This is a genomic window from Streptosporangium sp. NPDC000509 (assembly GCF_042898365.1).
GTDB lineage: Bacteria > Actinomycetota > Actinomycetes > Streptosporangiales > Streptosporangiaceae > Streptosporangium.
Genome location: NZ_JBIAYX010000012.1, coordinates 97,769 through 121,829 on the forward strand (window position 1 = coordinate 97,769; position 24,061 = coordinate 121,829).

General features: G+C 69.5%; 22 protein-coding genes and 2 pseudogenes. 11 read left to right on the plus strand and 13 right to left on the minus strand.

Annotation, left to right across the window (positions count from 1 at the left end):
• Positions 1-139 precede the first annotated feature (139 nt).
• A pseudogene (locus ACFY3D_RS22680) lies at positions 140-1,383 on the minus strand (RNA-guided endonuclease InsQ/TnpB family protein).
• A 154-nt stretch (positions 1,384-1,537) separates the two neighbouring features.
• A complete protein-coding gene (locus ACFY3D_RS22685; protein WP_389982043.1) occupies positions 1,538-1,702 on the minus strand; it encodes a hypothetical protein in 165 nt (54 codons plus the stop codon).
• Between the two features lie 47 nt (positions 1,703-1,749).
• On the opposite strand from ACFY3D_RS22685, the gene ACFY3D_RS22690 reads away from it, so the two are divergent.
• Positions 1,750-2,394 carry a LysE family translocator gene (locus ACFY3D_RS22690; protein ID WP_362901337.1) on the plus strand — a complete coding sequence of 215 codons (645 nt, stop codon included), beginning with the start codon at positions 1,750-1,752 and terminating at the stop codon, positions 2,392-2,394.
• 14 nt (positions 2,395-2,408) lie between these two features.
• On the opposite strand, the gene ACFY3D_RS22695 is transcribed toward ACFY3D_RS22690, so the two are convergent.
• The 5 genes and pseudogenes from ACFY3D_RS22695 to ACFY3D_RS22715 all read right to left on the minus strand — a co-directional run bounded on the left by ACFY3D_RS22695 (position 2,409) and on the right by ACFY3D_RS22715 (position 6,470).
• Positions 2,409-2,999 (minus strand): DUF4865 family protein, encoded by a 591-nt coding sequence (locus ACFY3D_RS22695; RefSeq protein WP_389982046.1) that lies wholly within the window; start codon positions 2,997-2,999, stop codon positions 2,409-2,411.
• A gap of 39 nt (positions 3,000-3,038) precedes the next feature.
• On the minus strand, positions 3,039-3,167 hold the full coding sequence (locus tag ACFY3D_RS22700; protein ID WP_389982049.1) for a hypothetical protein: 129 nt from the start codon (positions 3,165-3,167) through the stop codon (positions 3,039-3,041).
• Positions 3,168-3,370: 203 nt separating this feature from the next.
• Positions 3,371-4,573 (minus strand): cellulase family glycosylhydrolase, encoded by a 1,203-nt coding sequence (locus ACFY3D_RS22705; protein ID WP_389982509.1) that lies wholly within the window; start codon positions 4,571-4,573, stop codon positions 3,371-3,373.
• A gap of 51 nt (positions 4,574-4,624) precedes the next feature.
• Positions 4,625-5,026: pseudogene (locus ACFY3D_RS22710) on the minus strand (cellulose binding domain-containing protein); the annotation flags it as partial.
• Between the two features lie 217 nt (positions 5,027-5,243).
• A complete protein-coding gene (locus ACFY3D_RS22715; protein ID WP_389982052.1) occupies positions 5,244-6,470 on the minus strand; it encodes a leucine-rich repeat domain-containing protein in 1,227 nt (408 codons plus the stop codon).
• A gap of 269 nt (positions 6,471-6,739) precedes the next feature.
• Between ACFY3D_RS22715 and ACFY3D_RS22720 the strand changes: the two genes are divergently transcribed.
• Together ACFY3D_RS22720 and ACFY3D_RS22725 are read left to right on the plus strand one after the other, a co-directional pair.
• Complete coding sequence (locus ACFY3D_RS22720) at positions 6,740-7,912, plus strand: UDP-N-acetylglucosamine--N-acetylmuramyl-(pentapeptide) pyrophosphoryl-undecaprenol N-acetylglucosamine transferase (protein ID WP_350947222.1); 1,173 nt, start codon at positions 6,740-6,742, stop codon at positions 7,910-7,912.
• A gap of 405 nt (positions 7,913-8,317) precedes the next feature.
• Positions 8,318-9,145, plus strand: a complete 828-nt coding sequence (locus ACFY3D_RS22725; protein ID WP_389982055.1) for an SAM-dependent methyltransferase — start codon at positions 8,318-8,320, stop codon at positions 9,143-9,145.
• Between the two features lie 116 nt (positions 9,146-9,261).
• Here ACFY3D_RS22725 and ACFY3D_RS22730 read toward each other — a convergent pair whose 3' ends face one another.
• The 3 genes from ACFY3D_RS22730 to ACFY3D_RS22740 form a co-directional block, all read right to left on the minus strand.
• Positions 9,262-9,984 (minus strand): alpha/beta hydrolase, encoded by a 723-nt coding sequence (locus tag ACFY3D_RS22730; protein ID WP_389982058.1) that lies wholly within the window; start codon positions 9,982-9,984, stop codon positions 9,262-9,264.
• 51 nt (positions 9,985-10,035) lie between these two features.
• Positions 10,036-11,136, minus strand: coding sequence for an RNA polymerase subunit sigma-70 (locus tag ACFY3D_RS22735; protein ID WP_389982061.1), 1,101 nt, complete (start codon positions 11,134-11,136; stop codon positions 10,036-10,038).
• A 142-nt stretch (positions 11,137-11,278) separates the two neighbouring features.
• Positions 11,279-12,589 carry an aspartate aminotransferase family protein gene (locus tag ACFY3D_RS22740; protein WP_362901351.1) on the minus strand — a complete coding sequence of 437 codons (1,311 nt, stop codon included), beginning with the start codon at positions 12,587-12,589 and terminating at the stop codon, positions 11,279-11,281.
• 293 nt (positions 12,590-12,882) lie between these two features.
• Here ACFY3D_RS22740 and ACFY3D_RS22745 point away from each other — a divergent pair, with 293 nt between their 5' ends.
• Positions 12,883-13,389: a flavin reductase family protein gene (locus tag ACFY3D_RS22745; RefSeq protein ID WP_389982064.1), complete on the plus strand. Its 507-nt coding sequence runs from the start codon at positions 12,883-12,885 to the stop codon at positions 13,387-13,389.
• A 62-nt stretch (positions 13,390-13,451) separates the two neighbouring features.
• Here the strand turns inward: ACFY3D_RS22745 and ACFY3D_RS22750 are convergent, their stop codons facing one another.
• From ACFY3D_RS22750 to ACFY3D_RS22760, 3 genes are read right to left on the minus strand one after another with little or no spacing between them, the layout of a single operon-like run.
• A complete protein-coding gene (locus ACFY3D_RS22750) occupies positions 13,452-13,937 on the minus strand; it encodes a nuclear transport factor 2 family protein (RefSeq protein WP_389982067.1) in 486 nt (161 codons plus the stop codon).
• The gene (locus tag ACFY3D_RS22755; protein WP_389982070.1) at positions 13,934-14,974 is read right to left on the minus strand and encodes a TIGR03617 family F420-dependent LLM class oxidoreductase; all 1,041 of its coding nucleotides are present in this window, start codon (positions 14,972-14,974) and stop codon (positions 13,934-13,936) included. Before ACFY3D_RS22755 ends, ACFY3D_RS22750 begins: the two co-directional genes overlap by 4 nt.
• Positions 14,971-16,179: an acyl-CoA dehydrogenase family protein gene (locus tag ACFY3D_RS22760; protein WP_389982073.1), complete on the minus strand. Its 1,209-nt coding sequence runs from the start codon at positions 16,177-16,179 to the stop codon at positions 14,971-14,973. Before ACFY3D_RS22760 ends, ACFY3D_RS22755 begins: the two co-directional genes overlap by 4 nt.
• A 132-nt stretch (positions 16,180-16,311) precedes the next feature.
• Between ACFY3D_RS22760 and ACFY3D_RS22765 the strand changes: the two genes are divergently transcribed.
• The 7 genes from ACFY3D_RS22765 (at position 16,312) to ACFY3D_RS22795 (ending at position 24,004) form a co-directional block, all read left to right on the plus strand.
• The gene (locus ACFY3D_RS22765) at positions 16,312-17,703 is read left to right on the plus strand and encodes a zinc ribbon domain-containing protein (protein WP_389982076.1); all 1,392 of its coding nucleotides are present in this window, start codon (positions 16,312-16,314) and stop codon (positions 17,701-17,703) included.
• Positions 17,703-18,890, plus strand: coding sequence for an acetyl-CoA acetyltransferase (locus tag ACFY3D_RS22770; RefSeq protein ID WP_389982079.1), 1,188 nt, complete (start codon positions 17,703-17,705; stop codon positions 18,888-18,890). Before ACFY3D_RS22765 ends, ACFY3D_RS22770 begins: the two co-directional genes overlap by 1 nt.
• A 61-nt stretch (positions 18,891-18,951) precedes the next feature.
• On the plus strand, positions 18,952-19,587 hold the full coding sequence (locus ACFY3D_RS22775; protein ID WP_389982082.1) for a TetR/AcrR family transcriptional regulator: 636 nt from the start codon (positions 18,952-18,954) through the stop codon (positions 19,585-19,587).
• Positions 19,588-19,748: 161 nt separating this feature from the next.
• Entirely contained in the window at positions 19,749-20,858 is a 1,110-nt protein-coding gene (locus ACFY3D_RS22780; protein WP_389982085.1) for an acyl-CoA dehydrogenase family protein, read from the plus strand.
• Positions 20,859-20,860: 2 nt separating this feature from the next.
• On the plus strand, positions 20,861-21,775 hold the full coding sequence (locus ACFY3D_RS22785) for a hydroxymethylglutaryl-CoA lyase (protein WP_389982088.1): 915 nt from the start codon (positions 20,861-20,863) through the stop codon (positions 21,773-21,775).
• 296 nt (positions 21,776-22,071) lie between these two features.
• Positions 22,072-23,193 carry an ABC transporter substrate-binding protein gene (locus tag ACFY3D_RS22790; protein ID WP_389982091.1) on the plus strand — a complete coding sequence of 374 codons (1,122 nt, stop codon included), beginning with the start codon at positions 22,072-22,074 and terminating at the stop codon, positions 23,191-23,193.
• A gap of 25 nt (positions 23,194-23,218) precedes the next feature.
• Positions 23,219-24,004 carry an LLM class flavin-dependent oxidoreductase gene (locus tag ACFY3D_RS22795; RefSeq protein ID WP_389982094.1) on the plus strand — a complete coding sequence of 262 codons (786 nt, stop codon included), beginning with the start codon at positions 23,219-23,221 and terminating at the stop codon, positions 24,002-24,004.
• The last annotated feature ends 57 nt before the right edge of the window (positions 24,005-24,061 follow it).

Consider the following 24,061-nt stretch of genomic DNA (forward strand, 5'->3'; position numbering starts at 1 on the left):
CGCGTGGCCGGAGCCGGTCATGGCGGCCTCGCGCGGCGTTCAGGGTACGGGCGGCCGGGGCAGGCCCGAGACGACCATGGCGATCAGCGTCTCTTGACGCGCTCCCCAGCGAAAGGCCGGGAATTCAGTCCGTGCCGCGTCATGCGGCACCTCTGTGGCTTCCTGCTTCATCGGCGTCGGCCACCGCGAGCGGTGGTCTTGCGTCACCTCCACAGGCGTTTAACGTCTCCGCCTCCCGCCGCCTCCCGGCGGCGGGTTTCCGTCCAGCGGCGACGGTCCGTCGGCCTTCGGCCAGGATGTTGCGTGCGGCGTTGACGTCGCGGTCATGGACCGCGCCGCAGGGGCAGGCCCATTCCCGGACGCCCAGCGCCATGGCGGTGGCGACGGTGTCGCACCGCGAGCACATCTTCGAGGACGGGAACCAGCGGTTGATCTTGGCGAAGGTGCGGCCGTACCGTTTCGCCTTGTACTCCAGCAGGTTCACGAACTGTGACCAGCCCGCGTCATGCACCGACTTGGCCAGCCGGGTGCGGGCCAGGCCCTTCACCGACAGGTCCTCCACGTACACCGCTTGATTCTCGCGGATCAACTGGGTGGAGAGCTTGTGGGCGAAGTCCCGGCGCGCATCCGCCACCCGGGCGTGCGCGCGGGCGACCTTGACGACGGCCTTGCTGCGGTTGTTCGACCCCTTCGCCGTACGGCCGAGGGCTTTCTGCGCCTTGCGGAGCTTCTTCTCCGCGCTCCGCAGGATACGAGGGTTGTCGATCTTCCGGCCGTCGGACAGGACCGCGAAATGAGTGAGCCCCAGGTCGACGCCGACCTCGTCGGCGACCTCGGGCAGCGGCTCCTCAGTGGTCTCGACCGCGAACGAGGCGAAGTACCGCCCGGCCGCGTCCTTGATGACCGTCACCGACGAGGGCTCGGCGGGCAGCGAACGCGACCAGCGCACCACCACCTCGCCTATCTTCGGCAGGCGCACCCTCCCGCCCGCCGTGACGGCGAACCGGGCGTTACGGGTGAAGCGGATCGCCTGACGGGCATCCTTACGCGACCGGAACCGGGGCGGGCCGACCTTCGCCCCTTTGCGCTTACCGGTGATCGAGGCGAAGAAGTTACGGTAGGCGGTGTTCAGGTCGGCCAACGCCTGCTGAAGAACCACGCTGGACACCTCGCCCAGCCATGCCCGCTGCGGTGTCGCCTTTGCGGCGGTCAGACGCTGGGACAGCTCCGCGTCGCCCAGGTAGGCCAGGCCCGCCCGGTGGGCGTCGGTGCGGGCGCGCAGCCCGTCGTTGAACACCACACCCGCGCGCACCCGAACGCCCGCGTCAGCGCCTGGCGCTGAGCGGCGTCCGGATAGAGCCGGTACCGGTAACGAAGCTGCACGGCACCAAGGGTTCCATGAGGTCATGGCGGAACGCCTGAGTATTCGACAACTCCGCGACCACAACCATCTGGGGCGACGCCTCGACGTCGCCCCCTTTACCGGTGAGCCCACGATCGTGGAGCGCCACAGGCAACCACGCGCCGTGCTCGTCTCCTATGCCTGGTGAGCCGAGCGGCAAGACCAGGCCGTATAGCCGCGCAGCACGGTGAGGATCACCTTCATCAGACGGGTCCCCGTGTCGACCAGCTCTGGATCGATCAGCGGGTTGTCGGGGAAGACCCAAGAGTGAGCCTGCGGCGCCCCTTTGATGCCAATCACGGGAATTGGCCATTCTTTTGACGGGGAAGGTGGCCGATGATGTGGTCATGATCTCTGTCAGTGCCCTCGCGGGCATCGCCGCGGTCGCCCTCGGCCTGGTGCTCACCCCCGGCCCCAACATGATCTATCTGGTGTCGCGGTCGGTGACGCAGGGGCGTCTGGCCGGAATGATCTCGCTGGCGGGTGTCGCGGCGGGCTTCCTGGTCTACCTGCTCGCGGCGGTGGCCGGGATCGCCGCGATCTTCGCGATGGTGCCCGCCCTCTACGCCGGGATCAAGCTCGCGGGCGCCGCGTACCTGCTGTGGCTGGCCTGGAGGACGATCCGGCCCGGCGCCCGGCCGGTCTTCGCGCCCGGCGCCCTTCCCGCGGACCCGCCGCGACGACTGTTCTCCATGGGGCTGGTCACCAACCTGCTCAACCCCAAGATCGCCATCCTGTACGTGTCCCTGCTGCCGCAGTTCGTCGATCCCGCACGCGGTGACGTCGGCACGCAAAGCCTGCTGCTGGGAGCCACCCAGATCGTCGTCGCCCTCTCGGTCAACGCGCTGATCGTGCTGACCGCGGGCTCGGTCGCGAGCTTCCTCGGCGGGCGGCCCACCTGGATGCGCGTGCAGCGCTACCTGATGGGCGCCGTGCTCGGCGGACTCGCCCTGCGCATCGCCACCGACCGCTCACCCGCGGGGGTCGCGTAGGCGCTCACCCCCGCCTACCAATGGCGGCCCGTCGCGATGTCGCCCAGGTGTGGCGTCGAGAGGTGCAGCACTCGATAGGGGGTCTCTTCCTCGTCGGCGGCGACCTCGTGCTCCCACAGCGTGAAGCGCACCAGTTCCCAGTGCCGGGGATCGACGGCGAGGGCCGCGGAGTGCACGCCCGCCATGCCGGAGTATCGGCGCAACTCGGCCAGTGCCCGTTCGACCGCGGTGGCGGGGTCCGTGTCGGCGGGGATCGGGTCGGTGCGGCGCGAGGCCGCGCGGGGAACGGTCTCCGACGAAGGCCCCCGCTCGTAACCGGCGCCGATCCAGTGCCGGATCACGGGCCTGCCGAAGTCTCGCACGATGTTCTGGAAACCGCCTCCACCCCACAGGAAGTCGTTCATGCCGGTGAGGGAACTCCACAGGTAGAAGGGCGAGTACTGGTTGACCGTGGAACCGTCGACGCCCCGCTCCCTGACCAGGTACGCCTTGAGCCCCAGCCCGGCGTAACCGTCGAGTGCGTGCCCCCTGGTCGCCACCCGCTCACGGATGATCTCCATGTCGTAGTCGGCGGGAAGCCCGATCTCGTACTGCATGGCGTGCATGAAGGAAGTCCCCCTGGTGATGGACGAACGCGGTTTTCGTCACTCAGCCGTGACCGAGGTCGATGAGGCCTGGCCTTCGCGGGGCACGTAGCCCAGCGCCCGCGTCCGGAACCCGACGGCACGGTCCGTGTCGGTGACGCCCAGCACCACCTGCCCGATCCTCGGCATCTCCCAATGCTGGCAGGAAACCCCCGCCGACGGAAAACCGATGTCCCGTTATTTCGTGGTCGGGGCCGGTGTTCTCCGGCGTCGGGCTTCCGATCCGCCCTGACGGTTACCTCATCCGGAGTGCTCCGGGCGAGGGGGTCGGCTCAGGTGCCGACCCCCTCCGATCATCTGGGTTCCCGCGGGTTCCTCCTGGCCCTGTCCGGTCAGAAGTCGTCGGCGGTGCGGATCCGGTCACGGATCCAGACGCCGGCCTCCTTCAAGGGGGCGGTGCCGGTCCAGGGGCCTCCGGCGTTGCACGTACCGGTCTTGAAGACCGCGCCGGAGCGGTGGTCGTCGGAGAAGTTCCAGTTCACCCAGCTGATCTTCTTGCTCGCCATGAGGTCGAGATAGCGCTGGGACATGGTGAAGTCGTTGGCGTCCTCCCCGGCGTAGTTCTGCGTGCCGAACTCGGTGACGAACATGGGGATGCGGTCGGCCGCGCGGGAGAGCGTGTTGAGGTACTCGGTGCCGTGCGAGGCCGCGTAGAAGTGGAAGGTGTACATGATGTTCGTGGCGTTGACCGGGTTGCCCGTCACCTCGGTCTCCGAGGCGCCCTCGGACACCCCGAGCGACGACCAGGCGCGGGTGCCGACGAGGACGATCCCGTCGGGGTCCTGCGCCCGGATCACCGGGATGATCTGCTCAGCGTAGCTCTTGATGGCGCCCCAGCTCACGCCGTTCGGCTCGTTGGCGACCTCGTAGATGACGTTCGGCCTGGCGGCGTGCCGCTGGGCGATCTCGGTGAAGAAGGTCCTGGCTCGGGCGAGGTTGTAGTTGGGGTCTCCGGGAGTGAGGATGTGCCAGTCCACGATGACGTACATGCCCTGCGCGCTGACCTGCTCGATGAGCGTGTGCGCGAGGTCGGTGAACGCCCGCGGGTTCGTCTCGTAGCCGTCCTCCTGCACGTACGTGGACAGGCGGACGACGTCGGCCTTCCAGTCGGTCGCCAGCGCGGTCAGCGAGCCGGTGGTGACGCACTGGCGGTACCACTGCAGGCCGTGGGTGCTCATGCCGCGCAGCTGGATCTGCTTGCCGTTCTTGTTGCACAGTTTGGTGCCGCAGACGCGCAGTTGCCCGTTGGCCGCGACCGGCGTGCCGCCACCGCCGCCCGCCTGGGTCGTCGCCGTGACGGACGCGCTCTTCGCCGACTCGTTGTTCGCGGCGTCGCGGGCGGTGACGGTGTAGGTGTGGGCCGTCGAGGCCGCCAGTCCGGAGATCGTGGCGGTCGTGCCGGTCACGGTGGCGACCACGGCGGAGCCCTCGTAGACCCGGTAGTCCTTGACCGTGCCGCTGTTGTCGGTCGAGGCGTTCCAGGCCAGGCTGATGGAGGAGGAGGTCGTGCCGGTGCTGCGAAGGGAGGACGGCACGCTCGGCGGCGTGGTGTCACCGGGGTTCTGCCCGCCGCCGCAGGGGGCGCCGTTGAGTGTGCAGTTGACCGGCGAGCCGGAACCGGAGGCGATGAAGCCGAAGGTGGTGCTCGCCCCTGGGGCGAGGGTGCCGTTGTACTCCCGGTTCTTGAAGGTGTACCGGCTGCCGCTGCTGGTCATCAGGGAGTCCCAGTATGTTCCGAGACTCGTGCCCGACGGGAGGTCGAAGGAGACCGTCCAGCCGTTCAGTGTGGTGGTTCCAGTGTTCTTGACCGTGTACTGGCCGCTGTAGCCGCTGCCCCAATCCTGCGCCTTGGTGAACGTCGCGGTGTCCGCGTGGGCGACGGAGGGGACGATCAGGGTGAACAGTAACGTCAGTAGCCCGGTCAGCACCAGGGCTGGGGTGGTGCGCCGCATCATCGCTCCTTGCGTGGGGGGACAGGGGCAGATCATGGCTCTTTATTAGGAAAGTTTCCTAACGTGACACGTGACGTTAGGTGGACGGAGCCTGTCATGCAAGACCTGGATCCCCATTCCCCACGGGGAAATTCAATCGACGGACACTTCCCGCTGTTCCCCGGGGCGGATTCGCCCGTCCCGCCGCGCGCCGCGGGCCGGTGGCGGCCGCCGGCGCGTCCGCGCACGGCTCCGCTCCCGGGCCGGGCGCCGGTCAGCCGATCGGGCCCGGCCCCTGCCCGATGATCCGCTCTCCGAGCCTGGTGACGAGCTGGGCGCGTACGTGGGAGGGGAGGGCGCAGCCGTGCGCGACAAGGGTGCCGAGCGCGGGCAGGTCGAGGAGCACACCCCAGTCCTGGACGTCGTCGCAGTAGGAGACGTCCAGGTGGCGGAGGTCCTTCAGCGCCTGAAGCGGGGCGAGCGACCGCACGGGCGTGTTCCTGATCGACAGGTGTTCCAGGGTGCGGAGGCCCTCGATGCCGTCCAGGCCGGTCAGCGGTGTGTGCTCCAGGTCCAGCCGGGTCAGGGAGGTGAGGGCCGAGATGTCCTCGGGGATGCGGTGCAGACGGCTGCCCGACAGGTCGAGCTCCTCCACCCCGGTGGGCGCGGCCAGGGCCGAAAGAAGGAGCGCCGGGGGCGGGAGTATCACCGGCCGGGGCTGGGCGAGCACCGGTGAGCGCCCGGCGGCCGCCTCCTGCAGCACACGCCATCCGTCCACCGGCGCGCCGTACCCGCCGAGACGGACGTACCCCGAGGGCAGCCATGGCGCGAGCCGTTCGGCCACGATGTCGGCACGGTCACCGGCACCGATGACTCCGGCCCGCAGCAGGCCGTAGTGCTCGTACGCGTGCTCGGCGGGAACGAACAGGTCCGTCACGATGTCCCCGCCCACGACGAGGACCCCGTCGTTGCCCGAGCAGAAGATCACTCCCGCCGCGACCGTGCCGAGCACCAGGTGGTCGGCCGCGCTGTGGATCGCGCGGGCACGCAGGTCGCCGGTGACCGCGAGGTAGCTCTCCGAGGCGTCGCCGTCGTCGAGAAGCCCTTCCACCGCCAGCCCGCCGATCACGATCAGCGGAGCCTTCACGTCGAGTCCGCCGGGAACGTACGTGTCGCCGAACCAGATCGTGGCCCGGTGCACGATCCACCCCGACTCCGTGCGCTCCGCCCCGTCGGGGAAGACCGAGGGCGTCTCGCCGGGAAACGCCAGCGACCACGCCTGCGCGAACAGCAGACCGTAGACGGGAGGCATGATGTGGTGCGGCCACTCTCCGGCCTGGGCCGGTCGACGTAACCAGGATCCGATCGGGTGCAACTCCTCCGCGAGGTCGCCGAAATAGTTCAGTGCCTCCGCGCCGGCCCCGGCCTGTTGCCGGAGCACCTTCAACGCGTCACCGAGACGCTCCGACGCCCCGGAGAAATGCTCACCCGTCAGATCCATGTCACATACCGTACTCATCACCACGAATTCTGATGGCCGTTCGGGCGACGCTCCCGGATGACGGGCGTGTCGGAAACCACGGGGCGCGACCGTGCGGTGACGAAGGGCAAAGTGGATCTTCGCGGGGACCTCGGGTACCGTGCCCGGGGCCCCTGAGCACTCCGGCGCGGCCCTGAACGTGGACCGGGCGCGGATCGAGCACGGACCTGAGAGGGTACCGGGCAGGGGCGGGCACGGAACATCGTGACATCGGAAGGATGGATACACATATGGAGGCCGGAAATCGCCGGACCCTGCGGTTGCTCGTCACCGGAGGCGGGACCGGTGGTCACACCTACCCCGCGCTGACCACCGTCGAGGCCCTGCGCGACCACGCCGCCGCGCGAGGGCTCGACCTGGACGTGCTCTGGGTCGGTACGGAGGCCGGCCTGGAGTCCCGCGTCGCGGCGGAGCACGGCATCCCGTTCCGCGCCATCACGGCGGGGAAGCTCAGGCGCTCGCCCAACCCGCGAGAGCTGGCGACCAACCTCGCGGACATGTTCCGGATCCCGGTCGGCGTGTTCCAGGCGTTCGGCATCGCCGCCCGCCATCGCCCCGACGTGGTGCTGTCGACCGGCGGGTACGTGTGCGTGCCGCTGGGAGTCGCCTCGCGGGTGCTGGGCCGGCCGTTGGTCATGCACGAGCAGATCACCTCCCTCGGCCTGGCCAACCGCATCCTGTCGCGTTTCGCGCGGCGGATCGCGCTGACCCATCCCTCCTCGATCGAGCACCTGCCCGCGGGGGTGCGCGACCGGGCCGTCGTCACCGGCAACCCGGTCCGTCCGCACCTGCTGCGTGGCAACGTCGACGCGGGACGGCGCCACTTCGGGCTCTCCTCCGACCTGCCCCTGGTCTACGTGACCGGCGGCGCCCAGGGGAGCCGCCAGATCAACACCATGGTCGAGGCGATCCTGCCCGACCTGCTCGCCCGCGCGCAGGTGATCCACCAGTGCGGCCCCGGCTGGATCGCGCAGCTCACCCGGACCGCCGCGGGGCTTCCCGTGGGGTTGCGCGACCGCTACCGTCCGGTGCCCTACGTCGGCGCCGAGCTGGCCGACGTGTTCGCCGCGGCCGATGTCGTGGTCTCCCGCAGCGGGGCGGGCACGGTCGCCGAGCTGACCGCGGTGGGCAAGCCGTCCGTTCTCATCCCCCTGGTGCCCTCGGCCGCCGACGAGCAGCGCCAGAACGCCCGCTACCTCGCCGAGGCGGGCGCCGCCCGTGCTCTCCTGGAGGACGGTCCCACCGCCGACCACCTCCTGGCCGAGCTCGACGCCCTGCTGCGCGACCCCGGGGCCCGTGCCGCGATGGCCGGGGCCGCCGGAGCCCTCGGCCGCGTCGACGCCGCCGACAGGCTGGCACTGGTGCTCCTGGAGGCGGCGGGAACGGACGGCAAGGCCGGTTGAGCCCGACGCCGGTGTCCCGGGAGAGCCGGCCGGACGGGACGGTGGCCGGTGTCGCGGGAAGAACCGGCCGGGTGGGAGGGGTGAGCTTCCCGGTGCGAGGGGCGTCGAAGGGAGTCTCCTCGGCGTCCGCGCGAGGTAGGTGTCTCCTGGCCGAAGGTTTACCGAAAAGGCGGTGGCGGCCCGGCGCCCGCCGAAGTGCGGCCTGAGTAATCTGGCGACCGCACGAAGTGAAGTGCGGTGGAGCCGAGAACATCGCACGGTGCACGTTAGTCCTGGATTTCCAGGAAATGTCGCGGGTGACCGTGCGGTCTCACCCGGCGGCATGTTCCCGGGCAGGCGCGTCTTTCGTGGAGCCTTCCCGGTACGGAGTTTCACGCAGACCGTCCCCGAGAGACAGGTTGGCCATTGACCCGTCAGGAAAAATTCTCGCCCGAGGTGACCGGCGAGACGCGCGACCCGCTCACCGACTCCCGCGCCGACGCGTTCGGCGGCAATCTGCACGTCGGTTACTGGATGGACGAGCACGACGAGGCGCCCGCCGCCCAGGCGACGGATCACCTCACCGACCTGGTGGCCGAGCGCCTGGAGGTCGTTCCCGGGGAGCGCGTCCTGGACGTGGGGTCCGGCACCGGCAGGCCCGCCGTACGCATCGCCACCGCGCGCGACGTGCACGTCACCGGGGTCACCCTGAGCGAGTACCAGGTGCACCTGGCCGAGGCCCGCCCCGAGGCGGGTCAGGGGCAGGGGCGGGCGGACTTCCAGCTCGCCGACGCGATGTGGCTCCCCTTCGACGACGCCTCCTTCGACGCCGCGTACGCCATCGAGTCCCTCCTCCACATGGAGAACCCGGCGGCGGCCCTCGGCGAGATCGCCCGGGTGCTGCGTCCCGGCGGGCGGTTCGTGGTGGGGGAGTGGTATCTGCTCGACTCTCTCACCGGCGACGCCGCCGAGGCCATGGAGGACCTCTCCCGCGGCTTCCACGTGCACTTCGTGCCCACCATCGAGGAGTTCTACGAGGAGATGGACCGGGCCGGGTTGAAGATCGAGATATTCCATGACATAGGGGTAAACGTCGGCAGGTCTTTCCGGCTCGTGGACGACCTCCTCCCGGCCTCCGCGATGCGACTCGGGGGCGAGATCGCCGAGCAGCTCACCGTCTGCGGGGAGATATACCGGCGCTTCGGGCAGATCCCGCAGATCAGCTACGCCCTCTTCACCGCGGTCCGCCGCTGAGAGCCTGTCCCTTTCCGGATTCGGGGAAGGCGACCTGCCCCGGACGGGCGCCGGCCGCGTGATCGGACACCGTGGCCTTCGCTACCGTGCCGGTGTCACGGTGACACCGGCACGGCTCACGTTCGGCGATGGGCCACAAGCCGGTCGGCGAGTTCCGCGGGGCGGCTGAGCGCGACGTTGTGGCCCCCGTCGATCTCGTCGGGGACCAGGCCGAGGCGCTCCTTGACGACGCGGCGCATGAAATCGGCGGGCAGATAGCGGTCGTCACGGCACAGGAGGAACACCGTCCGCACCGCCGGCCAGGCGGCGAGCGGCCACGGGGCGTCGAAGGGAGTGGCCGACTGGTCGCGCCTCCTTCCCAGGGCCTCCGCGGCCAGATCGGGCGGGACGTCGTGAAGGAACAGGGCGATCTCGTCGTCCGGTGCCCGGCCGTCCTGTTCGTCCTGCTCTCGCCGTGCCTGCTCCCAGCCGGTGCTGCCCCACCAGTCACCCGGCGGCTCGCCCGGCACCGGGATCATGGCCGAGACCAGCACCAGCAGTTCGACCGGTATCCGCTCACACACCAGCGGCGCGGTGAATCCGCCGAAGGAGTGGGCGACCACGACGAGGTCGGTACGGTCGCCGACGGCATCGACCACCGCGTCGGCGTACTCGGAGAACCCGGCCGAATCATCGTCGCAGGGAAGGTCGGGCGTGACCACGTCATGACCGCGCGCACGCAGTTCGGCGGCCGTCAGGTGCCAGTACCACGGGTCGGCCGCGGCGCCGGGTATCAACACGTAGGTGGTCATGCCGGACGGTCCCTCCGAGAAACGCGTCACGTCTTCGTCGATCGTCATCGAGTGTGCTCCCCAACGGTGGTCGACCCCGCTCATCGAGGTCGTCCACCGTTAAGACGGGTGAGGCTCCCAAAAGGGGTCACCGTCCGAGGGCGCGCCGCCCGGAGGCGGCGTCGGGGGCAGCGTCGGCGGCAGTCCGAACGCGGCCAGCAGGTGCGGTTCGAAGACGGTGATCTCGGAGATCTCACCGTTCGCGATCCTCAGCACATTGAGCGCCTGAGCCCGGTAGACGGACTCACCCGGCAGCCGGATGTAGCCCGCCACAGCCGGCTGCCGGTTCGCCCGCGTGGGGATGCTGCGCCACCGTCCTCGATACAGCGGTGAATCCGGGCCGAAGGCGTGTGCGGCGAAGGACTCGATCGCGTCGCGGCCGGAGAACCAGAACGGGAGCGGAGGCATCGTCATCCGCGCGTCCTCGCTCAGCAGCTTCGCCAGGGCGGCGGGGTCGGCCTTGTCGTGGGCGTCCATGAAGCGTCGCAGCAGTTCTCGTTCCTGAGCGGTCGGAGCCGTCGACGGCGCCCATTCGAGACGTCGCTCCGGAAGGTGGGTCCTCAGGGTCGATCGTGCTCGTTTCAGGGCGCTCTTGACCGAGTCGACACTCATCTCAAGCTGCGCGGCGGTCTCTTTCGCGGACCAGCCGAGCACGTCGCGCAGGATCAGCGCGGCCCGCTGCCTGGGCGGCAGATGCTGGATGGCGGCGAGGAACGCCAGCTCGACGGTCTCCTTGCCGACCGCGGCCGCGTCCGGCTCCATGCCGTCGGACGCGGCCGGCTCCAGCAGCTCATCCGGGCAGGGCTGCAACCACCGGACCTCGGACGGCGGCGAGCCCGGCTGCGGCGGCCGTGCCGGTCCCGCGTCCCGAGGTCGCGGACGGCGGGGGTGCCGGTCGAGGAAGTCCAGGCACGCGTTTGTCGCGATCCGGTAGAGCCACGCGCGGACGGTGGAACGGCCGTGGAAGGTCCCGCGTCCGCGCCACGCCCGCAGAAACGTCTCCTGCACCAGATCTTCCGACTCCTCGAAGGAGCCGAGCATCCGATAGCAGTGCACCCGCAGTTCCCGCCGATGACGCTCGACAAGCTCGGTGAACGCCCGATCGTCGCCCGAGGGCACGGCATCCACCGGCGCGCTCTCCTCGGCCCTCACCTCATCCATGATGCCCCCGACTCATGGGCGCCACGTTATCCACACCCTGGGGCGGGGGACGCGCCCGTCGTGCTCGTCGGGCACGGTTGTCTCCGGTGAGTCCTGGCACATCGGCGAATCAGCGCCTATCCAGATATGTCGTGATCTGTGGTCACCCGCCGTTTCCTGAGACGACCGCTTTCAGGGCCGCCTGGAGGATGTCCAGTCCGGCGTGCAGTTCCGAGTCGCTGATCGTGAGCGGTGGTGCGAGCCGGAAGATTCCCCCCATCCCCGGCAGCTGGACGATGTTGACGTGCAGCCCGCGCTCCAGGCACGCCGTGGTCACGACTTTTCCGAGCGCCTCCGCCGGGGTTTTGCTCGGCCGGTCCGTCACCAGTTCCAGGCCCTGCAGAAGCCCGCGGCCGCGGACGTCGCCGACCACCTCGAAGCGGTCACGCAGGTCCAGCAACCGCTCGTTGAGCTGCTTGCCCAGGACCGCTGCCCGCGCCACGAGTCCGTCGCGTTCGATGACGTCGAGCACGGTCAGCGCGACGGTCGCCGCGAGCGGGTCCGAGACGTGGGTCGTGAAGAACAGGAACCCGCGTTCGTGACAGACCTCCTCGATCCGCGCCGACGTGACGACGACCGCCACCGGCAGGCCCGCCCCCAAGGTCTTGGAGAGCGTCAGGAGATCCGGGACGACGCCGTCGCGTTCGAAGGCGTACATCTCGCCGGTGCGTCCGAGTCCGGTCTGGGCCTCGTCCGCGATCAGCAGCATCCCGCGTTCTGCGCACATCTCCTTCAGCCGCCGCAGATATCCGGCCGGGAGCTCGATGATCCCGCCGGAGGACAGGATCGGCTCGACCAGGCACGCGGCCAGGCTTCCCGACGACTGCTGGTCGACGAGGGCGAACCCGTACTCGAGCTCGGCCTCCCAGTCGTACGACCCGTCCGCGTGACGGAAGGGGGATCGGTACGCGTTCGGCGTGGGGAGCGTGAGGTTGCCCGGCATGGGCGGGCCGTATCCCCGGCGACCGGCGGAGAAGGTGGCGGAGGAGGCGCCCGAGGTCATGCCGTGCCACGACCGGTCGAAGGAGACGATCTCGTACCCGCCCGTGTAGAGCTTGGCCATCTTGATCGCGGCCTCGTTGGCCTCCGCGCCGGTGCTCAGCAGCAGGGTCTTGCTCAGGCCTTCGGGAAGCGTCGACGCGAGCCGGCCGGCCAGGTCGACGACGGGCGGGCTCAGCATGCCGCTGTACAGGTGATCCAGCGAGGAGATCGACCGTGAGACCGCCGCGACCACGTCGGGGTGGGAGTGCCCGAGGATCGAGCTCATCTGACCCGAGGTGAAGTCGAGGATCGCCGTCCCGGCGTCGTCGTAGACGTACGACCCCGCCGCCCGTTCGATGACCTTCGGGGTGAACGTCGCGCCGTAGCGGATCAGGTGACGGTCAACATCATTCCAAAATGACGCATTTTTCATATTTGCTCATGATGGCATGGCCATCCAACGGCGGTTCGCCGCCCTGCCGACGTTCATGACCGAAGGTCTCCTGGGCGGGTCGCGCGCGGTGGCGCGGTGTGCGCTCGGCGTCCGAAAATGTAAAGCAAGCAATTGCTTGACATTGACACGGCCGAACCCTAAGGTCGAGATGTCCAGACTGGATGGTTATGTCACCCGGTTCTGCTCGGACTCGCTTCGAGCTCGGACGTCCCTCAATCGGCTGGTGAACACGGTGAGTCGATCACCGATCTGGAAGCGGCGGGATGGTTGCTGTGACTGTTGAGCACTCCGTGTCAGGCGAGTCGTTTCGTTCGGTGTTCCGGCGCCATCCGGCGGGGGTCACCGTGGTCACGCTCGCGTCGCCGAGCGGGCCTGTGGGGTTCACCGCGACCTCGGTCGTCTCGGTGTCGATGGACCCCCCTCTGCTGTCGTTCGCGATCGCGCAGACCTCGTCGAGCCTGGCGGCGCTTTCCGGAGCCGAGAGCGTGCTCATCCACTGGCCGGCGGCCGGGCAGTCGGACCTGGCGACCCGCTTCGCGCGCAGCGCGCGGGAGCGCTTCAGCGACCCCGAGACGTGGACCACCCTCCCCTCCGGCGAACCGTTGCTGCACGGGGTCGCCACCTGGGTGAGGTGCCTGCTCACCGAGCGCCTCCAGGCGGGCGACCACACGATCGTGATCGGGCGGATGGTGGAGGCCCGTATGGGCGCCGACGACGACAACGCCCCGCTGGCCTACCTGGACGGCCGCTACCACGAGCTCGTGCCGATCACCCTCTGACCTCGGACTCACAAGATGGTGCGAGTGCCCTCCCGGCCAGGCCGGGAGGGCACTCGCGCATGTCAGCCGAGGTCCCTGCGCGGATACCTCTCGAACCGCTCGGGCAGCGGGAAAGCGGGCTGCGTCGAGGCGCCGGCGACCCGCACCTGGCGGGTGTCCAGCAGCCAGCCCTGCTCCGACCGCACCAGCGTGTCGGTGTAGCGCCCCCAGATGTGCAGCTGCTCGCCGCTCTCCACGCTCTCGTGCCAGGCGTAGACGTAGCTGACGGCCGAAGCGGACGAGTCGCCCGAGAGAACCACCCGGATGTTCGACGTGTGGTGGTTGGTGGCGCGGTACCGGCCCAGCCGGTCGGTGAAGAGTGCGTGCAGCGTCTTCCTGCCGGTGAAGACCGCGCCGTTGCCGTAGTCGAACGAGGCGCCTTCGGTGAAGAGAGCGGCCAGCTCGTCCACCTCGCCGCGGTCCACCAGGTCGCAGTAGGCCAGCAGCACCTCGGTGACGGCTTCCTTGTCGGCCAGCCGCCGCAGCGACTCCTCGGTGAGACCACTCATCGGGCCACCTCCTGTGCTCTGTTCTCCGCTCCGCCCGCGAACCCGCGGAGGATCTCGGCCAGCCGGTCGTCGTCCACCGGCCACGGATGGTAGGAGGAGATCCGGTCCAGCCGGCCGGAGAACCGCTCCCCGCAGAGCTTCGGCATCTCCTCGGGCCGCCCCAGGATCGCGATGTGCCCGAGGAGGGTGTCGTCGATCAGATCGCCCATCCCGGCCCACTCGCCCGCGCGAGACAGTGCCTGCAACTCGGGCTGCAGCTCCTCGTACCCCACAGAGGCGAGGACCCCGCGATAGGCCGGGGTGGAGGCGTAGAAGGCGATCTGCTCCCTGGTCTTGCGCTTCATCTCCTCGAACTGCTCCTCGGTGTCACCCATCACCATGAAGACGGGACAGTACAGCGAGACCTCTGAGCGGTCACGTGAGGCCGTCTCCATGCCGCGCCGCAGCGCGGGCAGGGTGACCTCGTCCAGGTAGGTCGTGGTGGTCATGCCGTGCAGGATCAGGCCGTCGCACAGCTCCCCGCCGAGTTCGGTCATCCTGTCTCCGACGGCGGCGATCATCACGGGGATGGCCAGGTCGTGGTGGGGCGGGGTGAAAACCGGTGACATGAGGGTGTGCCGGTAGTGGGTGCCCTCGTAATTCAGCTTCGAGCCGGTGCGCCAAGCGGTCCAGATCGCGTCCATCGCGGTGAGGAAGTCGCGCATCCGCGCTACCGGACTGCTCCATGGCATGGAGAAGCGTCGCTCGATGTGCGCCTGGATCTGGGTGCCCAGTCCCATGACGAAGCGCCCGCCCGACAGCGCGGCCAGATCCCAGCCCAGGTAGGCGGTGGACATCGGATTACGCGCGAAGGCGACGGCGATGGCGGTGCCGACCGTGGTCGTGGTGGTGGCGGTGAGTGCCGCCTGCGACTGCAGGAAGGCGTCGGTCACGCTCTCGCTGGCCCACAGGCCGTCGAAACCGACCTGTTCGGCCCGTGCGGCGATCGGGCCGCACGCGGCGGCGGAGGAACCGATCATCCCGAGATCGATCTTCATCTGGCGTCCTTCGGTAGTCCCAGCACTCTCTCGCCCACCGCGTTGCGGAGGATCTCGTCGGTCCCGCCGCCGACCCGTAGGCCGGGCAGTCCGAGGGTCAGTTCCGACCAGGCGAACGTCCCCCACTCGCCGGTGTCGGCGATCATCGAGGCGCCGAGGACGTCGGAGGCGATATCGCCGGCCCTGCGCAGCAGATCGACGAGGATCAGTTTCGACAGGGCGAGCTCGGGCCCCGGCACTCCGCCCTCGGCTGCGGCGAGCAGGCGGGTCGTGGTCTCGCGCGCCGCCCAGCTCCGGATGTGCAGGTCGGCCAGGGCGTCGCGGACGCGGGGGTCCCCGGAGGCGCCGGTGTGCCTGACCAGGTCGACCAGGCGGAACAGTAACGCCTCGTCGATGCCGCTCTCCAGGCCGATCGCGCCGCGCTCGTTGAGCAGCACGTCGACCACCACCTGCCAGCCCTGGTCCACCTCGCCGAGGCGGTGGTCGTCGGGCACGTACACGTCGGTGAGGAACACCTCGTCGAAGGAGGCGCCGCCGGTCAGCTGCCGGATCGGGCGGATCTCGACGCCGGGCGCCCGCATGTCGACCAGGAACGTGGACAGGCCGGCGTGCTTGGGCGCGTCGCGGTTCGTGCGCGCGATGCACAGCCCCAGGTCGCTGTAGTGAGCGCCGGAGCTCCAGACCTTCTGCCCGTTGAGGATCCACCCGTCGCCGTGCCGCTCCGCCCTGGTGCTGAGACCGGCCAGGTCGGACCCCGCGCCCGGCTCGGAGAAGAGCTGGCAGGCGAGGAGCCTGGCGCTCCTGAGGTGGTGCAGGTATGTCTGCTTGAGGAACTCCGAGCCATGCTTCAGCAGCGCGGGGCAGAACGTCGAGACGCTGAATCTCGTGTAGCCGTCATCGGGCAGGTCGTACCGGGACTCCAGTTCGCGGAACCCTGCCGCGTGGTGCGTCGGTAACTCGCGCCCGCCGTAGGCGGCCGGACCGTCGACCCAGGCGAGCCTCGCCCGGTCGAGGGCGGCGCGGTAGTCCTTGAGACGGGCGATCTCCTCCTCCTCGCCCTCGGCACGCTCGGCGACGACGGAGACCCGGTCGTCGCCACGGCCCCAGGCCGCCTGACCGGTCTCATCGGAGCGGCGGGTGGCGTAGGAGTCGAGGAACGCGACCGCCTCGCGGTGGAATGCGTCCTCGTCGGGCAGCCGGTTCATGGTCCTCCAACGGTTCGGCGCGTCAAGCGTTTGCTTCATCTGCTCGGGGCTGGATATGCTAGCAAAGCAAATGCTTGATTTACATGCTTCGTGGGTAAGCGTCCGCCAGGCCCGGGACCAAGAGGAACCTTGATGATCGGAATCACCGCCTACGGCGCCTACATCCCGGCCTACCGGCTCGACCGGGGTGAGATCGGCAGGACTCTCGGGATTCCAGGACTGAAGGGCACCCGCTCGGTGGCCTCGCACGACGAGGACAGCACGACCCTCGCGGTGGAGGCGCTGCGACGCACCCTGCGGCGATCACCCGGTTTTCTCCCGGCCGAGCTCTGGTTCGCCACCTCCCGTCCCGCCTACATGGAGCGGAGCAACGCCTCTGCGGTCGCCATGGCACTGGGCCTGCCCGAGGAGGTGGCGGCCTTCGACGCGTGCGGCTCCATCCGGTCCGGTGCGGGCGCCTTCCGCGCGGGCCTCAGGGGCGCCGGAGCCGTCGTCGCCCTGGCCGACCTGCGGTACGGACTTCCCGGCTCCGAGGACGAGCTGCATGGTGGAGACGCCGCCGCGGCCTTCGCGATGGGGGAGAACCCGGTCGCCGAGCTGCTGGGCGGGGCGGCCCGCACCATGGAACTGCTGGACCGCTGGCGTTCCCCGGGCGCGCTGCGCACCCGGTCGTGGGAAGAGCGCTTCGGCGTGGACGAATACCTGGAGCTGATCGAGGCGGTGACCGCGGAGGCGGCCAAGGAGGCAGGGCTCGAACCGTCCGAGATCGACCACGTGGTGATCAGCGGCCCCCACCTGCGCGCCGTACAGGCCGCGCGCAGGCGTTTCGGCGCGGACCGGCTCGCGGCGGGCCTCGCCGATGACACCGGCTACGCCGGCGCCGCGGACTTCGGGCTGCGGCTCTGCGCCGCGCTGGACCGGGCCGAGCCCGGGCAGACGATCCTGGCCGTCCTGGCCGCGGACGGGGCAGACGCGTTCGTGTTCCGCGCCACGCCCGAACTCGGCGCGCTCCGCGCGGCGCGCTCCTCCCCGGTGCCTTTGACGGCGCTTCCGCTTCGATACGCCGACTACCTCACCTGGCGGGGCGTGCTCGACCGGGAGCCGCCGCGGCGTCCCGAGGTCAAGGCTCCGGCCCCGCCGGCGTCGTGGCGGAGCGTGCGCTGGAAGTTCTCCTTCACCGCGGCCCGCTGCACCGCCTGCGGGACCCGCAACCTTCCCCCGCGACAGGTCTGTCTCGGCTGCGGGGCCGTCGACCAGGGTGAGCCCGCGCCCATGCGGGACCTGCTGGGCACCGTCGCGACGTTCACCGACGACTGGCTCTCGGAGTCGGTGCAGCTGCCGGCCAAGGCGGTGGCGGTCGACTTCGACGGCGGGGGCCGCTTCGAGTTCGAGATGACCGACGCCCCCGGGCGTGAGGTGGCCATCGGGGATCGGGTCGCGCCCGTCTTCCGGCTCGCGAGCGTGGCCTCCAACGAGATCCGCAACTACGTCTGGAAGGTTCACCCCCACGAGGAGGAGTCCTGATGCCCGCCCACGCTCTGAAGAACCCGGTGGCCGTCGTAGGTATGAGCTGCACCAGATTCGGCGAGCTCTGGGGCCGGTCGGTGGACGACCTCCTGGTCGAGGCGACCCTCGGCGCGGTGCGGAGCGTCCCGGGCCTGGAACTCGGCGACGTGGACGCCTACTGGCTGGGAACGATGACCTCCGGCGTCTCCGGCCTCACCCTGACCAGGCCGATGAATATCAGCAACCGGCCGGTCACCCGGGTCGAGAACATGTGCGCCACCGGATCCGAGGCGTTCAGGAACGCCTGTTACGCGGTCTCCTCCGGTGCCTATGACACGGTGATGGCGGTGGGCGGGGAGAAGCTGAAGGACTTTGGTTTCTCCGGGCTGGAAATGCCCAGCGTGCCCAATGACGGTACGTCGCCGAATCTGAGTGCGCCCGCCATGTACTCGATGATCGTGCCGTCGTACGCGAGACGTTATGGGATTTCGGAGGAACAGGTCAAAGAGGCCATGACGCACATTGCATGGCGAAACCACGCTAATGGTGCACTGAACCCTCGGGCGCAGTTTCGTAAGAACATCCCCAAGGAGGTCATCGCCCGCGCGCCGGCGATCGCCGGCAGGCTCAGCGTCTTTGACAGTTCCGGTGTCGCGGACGGCGGTGCGGCGGCGATCATCGTCCGGGCCGAGGATGCGCACAGGTACACCGACCGCCCGCTGTACGTACACGCGCTCGCGCTGAGCGCGGGGGCCGCGACCGGGCGCAACGACGACCGCTACGACTACTGCGATCTGCCCGAGGTCGTCCACTCCAGCCACATCGCCTACGAGCAGGCCGGCATCACCGACCCGGCCGGTCAGATCTCACTGGCCGAGGTGCACGACTGCTTCACCCCGACCGAACTGGTGCTGATGGAGGAACTTGGCTTCTCGGCGCGCGGACAGGCGTGGCGAGATGTCCTGGCGGGTCGCTATGACCTGGGCGGTGCGTTGCCGGTCAATCCGGACGGAGGGCTGAAGAGCTTCGGCCACCCGGTTGGCGCGAGTGGTCTGCGGATGCTTTTCGAGATGTGGCAGCAGTTCCGGGGCGAGGCCGGTGAGCGCCAAGTCGCCAATCCCGCCTTCGGGCTGGTGCAAAATCAAGGAGGTAGTCCCGGTGCGCTCGTGAGCGCCGTCTCCATCGTGTCCAGTCAAGGACCCTGAGCCGGTGTGATAGGCACGCCTGAATATTTCGCCCCGTTTTCAGTTGAGGTAGGACGAGTCGATGACCCCTCCAGGAAAGACCACGAAGAGCGTTTCCCAGACACGGCGAAGGTCGACGGGATCGCCCGCCGGACAGGCGCGCAAGGAAAGCGTTCTGCTCGCGGCCTCCAAGGTCTTCGCCGAGAAGGGCTTCGCCAACGCGACGGTGCGGGACGTGGCAGACGAGGCGAACATGCTTTCTGGGAGCCTCTACTACTATTTCGACTCCAAGGAGGCGATCGTCGAGCAGGTGCTCGTCGACTACCTCGGGGTGATCATCCGGGAGTACCAGTCCGTGGTGGCGGAGGCCGCCGACCCCTCCGAGGCGTTGACCGGGCTGATGGCGAGGGCGTTGCGGAGCCTGGTCCGCAACCGCAACGAGGTTCTCATCCTGCAGAACGACTGGTCCTATGTGCAGGTCTTCCCCTCCATCGTCGACCGTCAGCACGAGGTCGAGCGGATCTGGATGGACGTCATCCAGGCGGGCATGGACAGTGGCGTGTTTCGCGGAGAGTTCAGCGCGCGGATGGTCTACCGGACCGTGATGGGCGCCGTCCAGGCGGTCATCCGCTGGTTCGACCCGGCGGGCTCCGTGACCATCGACGAGTTGATCGAGATCGAGACCGTGCTGCTCCTGCGCGGTGTGCAGGTCCCATGAGCCGCTGACCTCGCGGACCGGGCGGAGCGAGGGTTCTCCCGTCGCTCCCCCGAGGGCGCGTTCCCGCCGTCGGGGCCGGTGGCTCCGGAATCGGATCGCGGTGGTCCAGGAAGAAAATGAAGCAACTGTTTGCTTGAGTTTGTGAAAGGACACCTATGCGGGTGGACGCAGACCTTCGTGCAGAGTTCGGGGCCACCGTCGGGCGGTTCCTCGATGCCCACAGTCCGGCCGAGGTTAGCCGCGTCTCCCGTGGAGGGGCCGAAGAGCCACTGTGGAAGGCCTTCGCCGAGGAACTGGGCATCCTCGGCCTTCTGCTGGACGAGGACGCGGGCGGTCAAGGCGGGTCGATCGCCGACCTGGGTACGGCGCTGATCGAGGCCGGACGGGTCGGGCTGCCGTCATCGCTTCTCGTGACGGCCGGTCTGGCGGTGCCGCTGCTTGAGCGGGCGGGCGTCGAGCGGAACCGCGGCCTCCTGGACGAGATCCTGGCCGGACGCGCGATCGTGGCCCTGGCGCTGCATGAGGACTCCGCGGGGATCGACCTCGACTCCCCGGGCACCGAGGCGGAGCGCGCGGACGGCGGCTGCCGGGTCTCCGGCCTCAAACGGTTCGTCGCCGCCGGTGGGGAGGCGACACACTTCGTCGTCCTGGCCCGCGCCACGGGAGCCACCACGCCGCAGACGGCCTGCCTGGCGCTCGTCGAACGTGGCGCGCAGGGCCTTGCCGTCGAGCCGATGAAAGCACTGGACGGCAGCCGGGGCCTGGCCATGATCAGGATGGACCGTGTCCCCGGGCGGATTCTGGTCGAGGGGGACGAGGCGGTGGCCCTGGCCTCCCGGGCGTTCGTCGAAGGGGCGCTGCTGACCGCGGCGGACGCGCTGGGCATCGGCGAGCGGTGCCTGTGGCTGGCCGTCGACTACGCCAAGACGCGCACTCAGTTCGGGCGGGCCATCGGCTCCTTCCAGGCGATCAAGCACAAGCTGGCCGACATGTACGCGGAGACGCAGTCGGCGAGGTCGGCGGTGGAGTCCGCTCTCGATCAGGCCGCCGCAGCGGAGCCGGGCTGGGAGAACGCCGCCTCCATGGCGAAGGCGCGAGCCTCGGACGCCGTGCTGCACGTGGTCAGGGAGGCGATCCACGTTCACGGCGGGATCGGGTTCACCTGGGAACACGAGCTCTCCCATCACTTCCGGCGGGCGCTGACCGACTTCTCCCTCTTCGGCACTCCCGCGTATCACCGCGAGATCGTTGCCCGGAACCTCGGAGTCTAGACATGTCAGATATGCCGTCCAGAGTCGTCCTGCGTGAGGTGGGTCCGCGCGACGGGCTCCAGAACGAACTCCCGGTGCCCACCGCCCGCAAGGCGGAACTGATCGGGGCACTGGGCACGACCGGTCTGTCCCGTATCGAGGCCGTGGCGTTCGTTCACCCCGAAGCCGTCCCGCAGATGGCCGACGCCTCCGAGGTGTGGGGCGCGGTGGAGCCGGTCGCGGGCATCGAGTACTCGGCGCTGGTACCCAACCTGCGCGGGGCGCGGCGTGCCCTGGCCGAGGGCTTCACCGACCTGGAGATCATGGTCTCGGCGTCGGAGACGCACAACCTGCGCAACGTGAACCGCACCCCGGAGCGGTCGCTCGACGAGATCGCCGAGGTCATCGATTTCGCCCACGGCAACGGGGCCACCTGTCAGGTGATCGTCGCCACCGCGTTCGGCTGCCCCTACGAGGGGGAGGTCGCCGCGGAGCGCGCCGCCGCGTTCGCGCTGCGCGCCGTCGCAGACGGGGCCGACTCGATCTGTTTCGGCGACACCACCGGTATGGGCTCGCCGCCCCGGGTACGCCGGATCGTGGGCCTCTTCCGGGACCGGGCGCCCGATGTCCGTCTCGCCCTGCACTTCCACGACACCCGGGGCACCGGTATGGCCAACCTGGTCGCGGGTCTGGAGTCGGGCGTCACCGAGTTCGACGCGAGCGTCGGCGGTCTGGGCGGATGTCCCTACGCCCCGGGGGCGAGCGGCAACATCGCCACCGAAGAGGCGGTCTACCTGCTCCAGGAGTTGTCCGTGGACACGGGCGTCGACCTGGAGGCGCTGCTGGAGGTCGCCGGCCTCGCCCAGCGGATCGTCGGCCGCGAACTGCCGTCGCGTCTCCTTCGGGCGGGCCCGCGATCCCGGCTCGCCGCGTCCTGACCTCGGGGCGACCAGACCGGAGAACAGCGTGCCGGCCGTTTGCCGGTGGCATCGGCCGCCGAAGGCCGGGGCGAGCGGGCCCTCCGGCCGCCGCTCCCATCGAAAAGCCGCGTTGACCTCTTGCTTTTCCAATATCACGTCTCGCATAATCGAACAGTTGCTTTAAAGCAAGCATTTGCTTTAAAGGCGGGGGTCCGGTCGTTGGGGGCCTTAGCCCAGGAGGGTAAGCAGTGTCTCGTCTCAAGAGTGCAAGAAGAGGTTCGAGCCTCGCTGTCATCAGCGCGGCCCTCTCCGTCATGATGATTCTCACGTCGTGCGGTTCGTCGGATGGCAGTGAGCCGGACGAAGGCCAGGTCTACAAGGTGGGTTTCCCCGCCCTGCTCAGCGGTGCCGCCGCGTTCGCGGGCAAGCCCATCGCGAACGGTGCCGAACTCGCCGCGGAGGAGATCAACCAGACCGGGTTCCTCGGCGAGGGCGCGACCGTCGAACTGAAGGTGGAGGACATCAAGTCCGACCCGGCCAAGGCGATCGCCCTCTATCGCCAGTACGTCGCCGACGGCGCGTCCGGTGTGCTGTGCTGTGGCCTGTCCAGTGAGGCCGGAGCTCTGGCGCCGGTCATCAGGCAGAGCAAGACGCCCGGGATCGTCACCTCGGCGATCCTGCCCGGGCTCGCCTCTCCGCCCGACCTGTTCCGCCCCGTCATCCTGCCGTCCGCCCCGGGCGGCGTCTACGACAAGTTCGTCGACAACATGGTGAAGGCAGAGGGCTACAAGAGCGCCGTCCTGGTCGTCAACGGCGACAACGACGCCATGGTCGCCGACGGCAAGGTCTGGAAGAGCGCGATGGAGCGCAGCGGCGTTCAGGTGCTCGACACCGTCTCGACCAGCGCAGCCGACCGGGACTTCACCGCGCCCGCCGCGCAGATCGAGGCCAAGAAGCCCGACGTCGTCATCAGCAGCATGCTCGGCCTGTCGTCCTCGCTGCTGGCCAGGTCGCTGCGCGAGCGCGGCTACGACGAGCGGATCCTGTCCAGCTACGGCGCCTCGGGCCCGGTCCTGTTCGAGACCGGCGGAGCCGGTCTGAAGGGCCTCGCGTTCGCCACCCCCTTCGCCGCAGGTCACTCGGTCAACGAGACCGCGAAGAAGTTCACCGACCTCTACACCAAGAAGTTCGGCGCCGAGCCCGACATGTTCGCAGCCCAGGGCTACACCGCGATGTGGCTGCTGGCGGAGGGCCTCAAGAAGTCCGGCGACCCCTCGCCCGAGGCGGTCGGCAAGGCACTGTCGCAGATCACCACCCAGGACACCGTCTACGGCCAGCTCCGTTACGAGAACGGCCAGGCGGTCCTGGACGATCCCGGTGTCTACCTTGAGTGGACCGACGACGGGAAGCTCACCCTACTGAACCCCGCAGGCTGAGTCCCGACACCGGAGGAACGTTCCAGTGGAGTACGGCGTAGCGTGCGACATCACGGCCGGCGGGCCCGGCCTACCCGGTGAGATCGAGGCGGCCGCCGCGGCGGCCGAGACCGCGGGCCTCGCGTCGTGGTGGGCGGTCGGCGACCGCGAGCAGATCGGTGGCGGGCACGACGCGGTCCTCGGGCTGCAGTGCGCGGCCCGGTCGACCGGCTCGATCCGCCTCGGGCTGAGCGGGGACATCCTCTCGATACGGGGTCCGGCGCTGAGGGCCAAGCAGGTCGCCACGCTGGACTGGTTCGCCGGCGGCAGGCTGGAATACGGGCTGGACCTCGGGGAGGTGCCGCTCGCTCTGGGCGGAGCCTCCGGCGGGGACACCCTGGGCGCGACGTCGGAGTACCTGGAGGCGATGCGGGCCCTGTGGTCGCAACGCCGTGCCTCCCACCAGGGTGAGCGCATCGTGTTCAGCGGTGCGATCGCCCTGCCCCGGCCGGCCGGCGGCCGACCCGGAATCCATATGCGGCACGGCGGCGAGGACGTGTTGCGGCTGCTGGCCCGCGAGGCGGACGGGTGGCTCGGCTGGCTGCTCACGCCCGCCGACCTCCCCGGCGCCCTCGCCCCGCTCGCCAAGGCCATCGATGACGCGGGCCGTGACCAGGGTGAGGTCAGACGTACCTGGTTCGTCCCCGAGTGGGAGATCGGTCCGGCGCGCGAGCTACTGGCCGACGACCCCTCCGTCCGGGTCGACGAACTGGTTGCGGTTTACAGCGAGCTGCCCTCGCCCGAGCGGCTGCGTGCCCTTGCCGGGGTCTGACCCGGCTTGCGCGGGAGGGCTTGCGTGAGCCCTCCCGCACAAGACCCGAGACGGCTA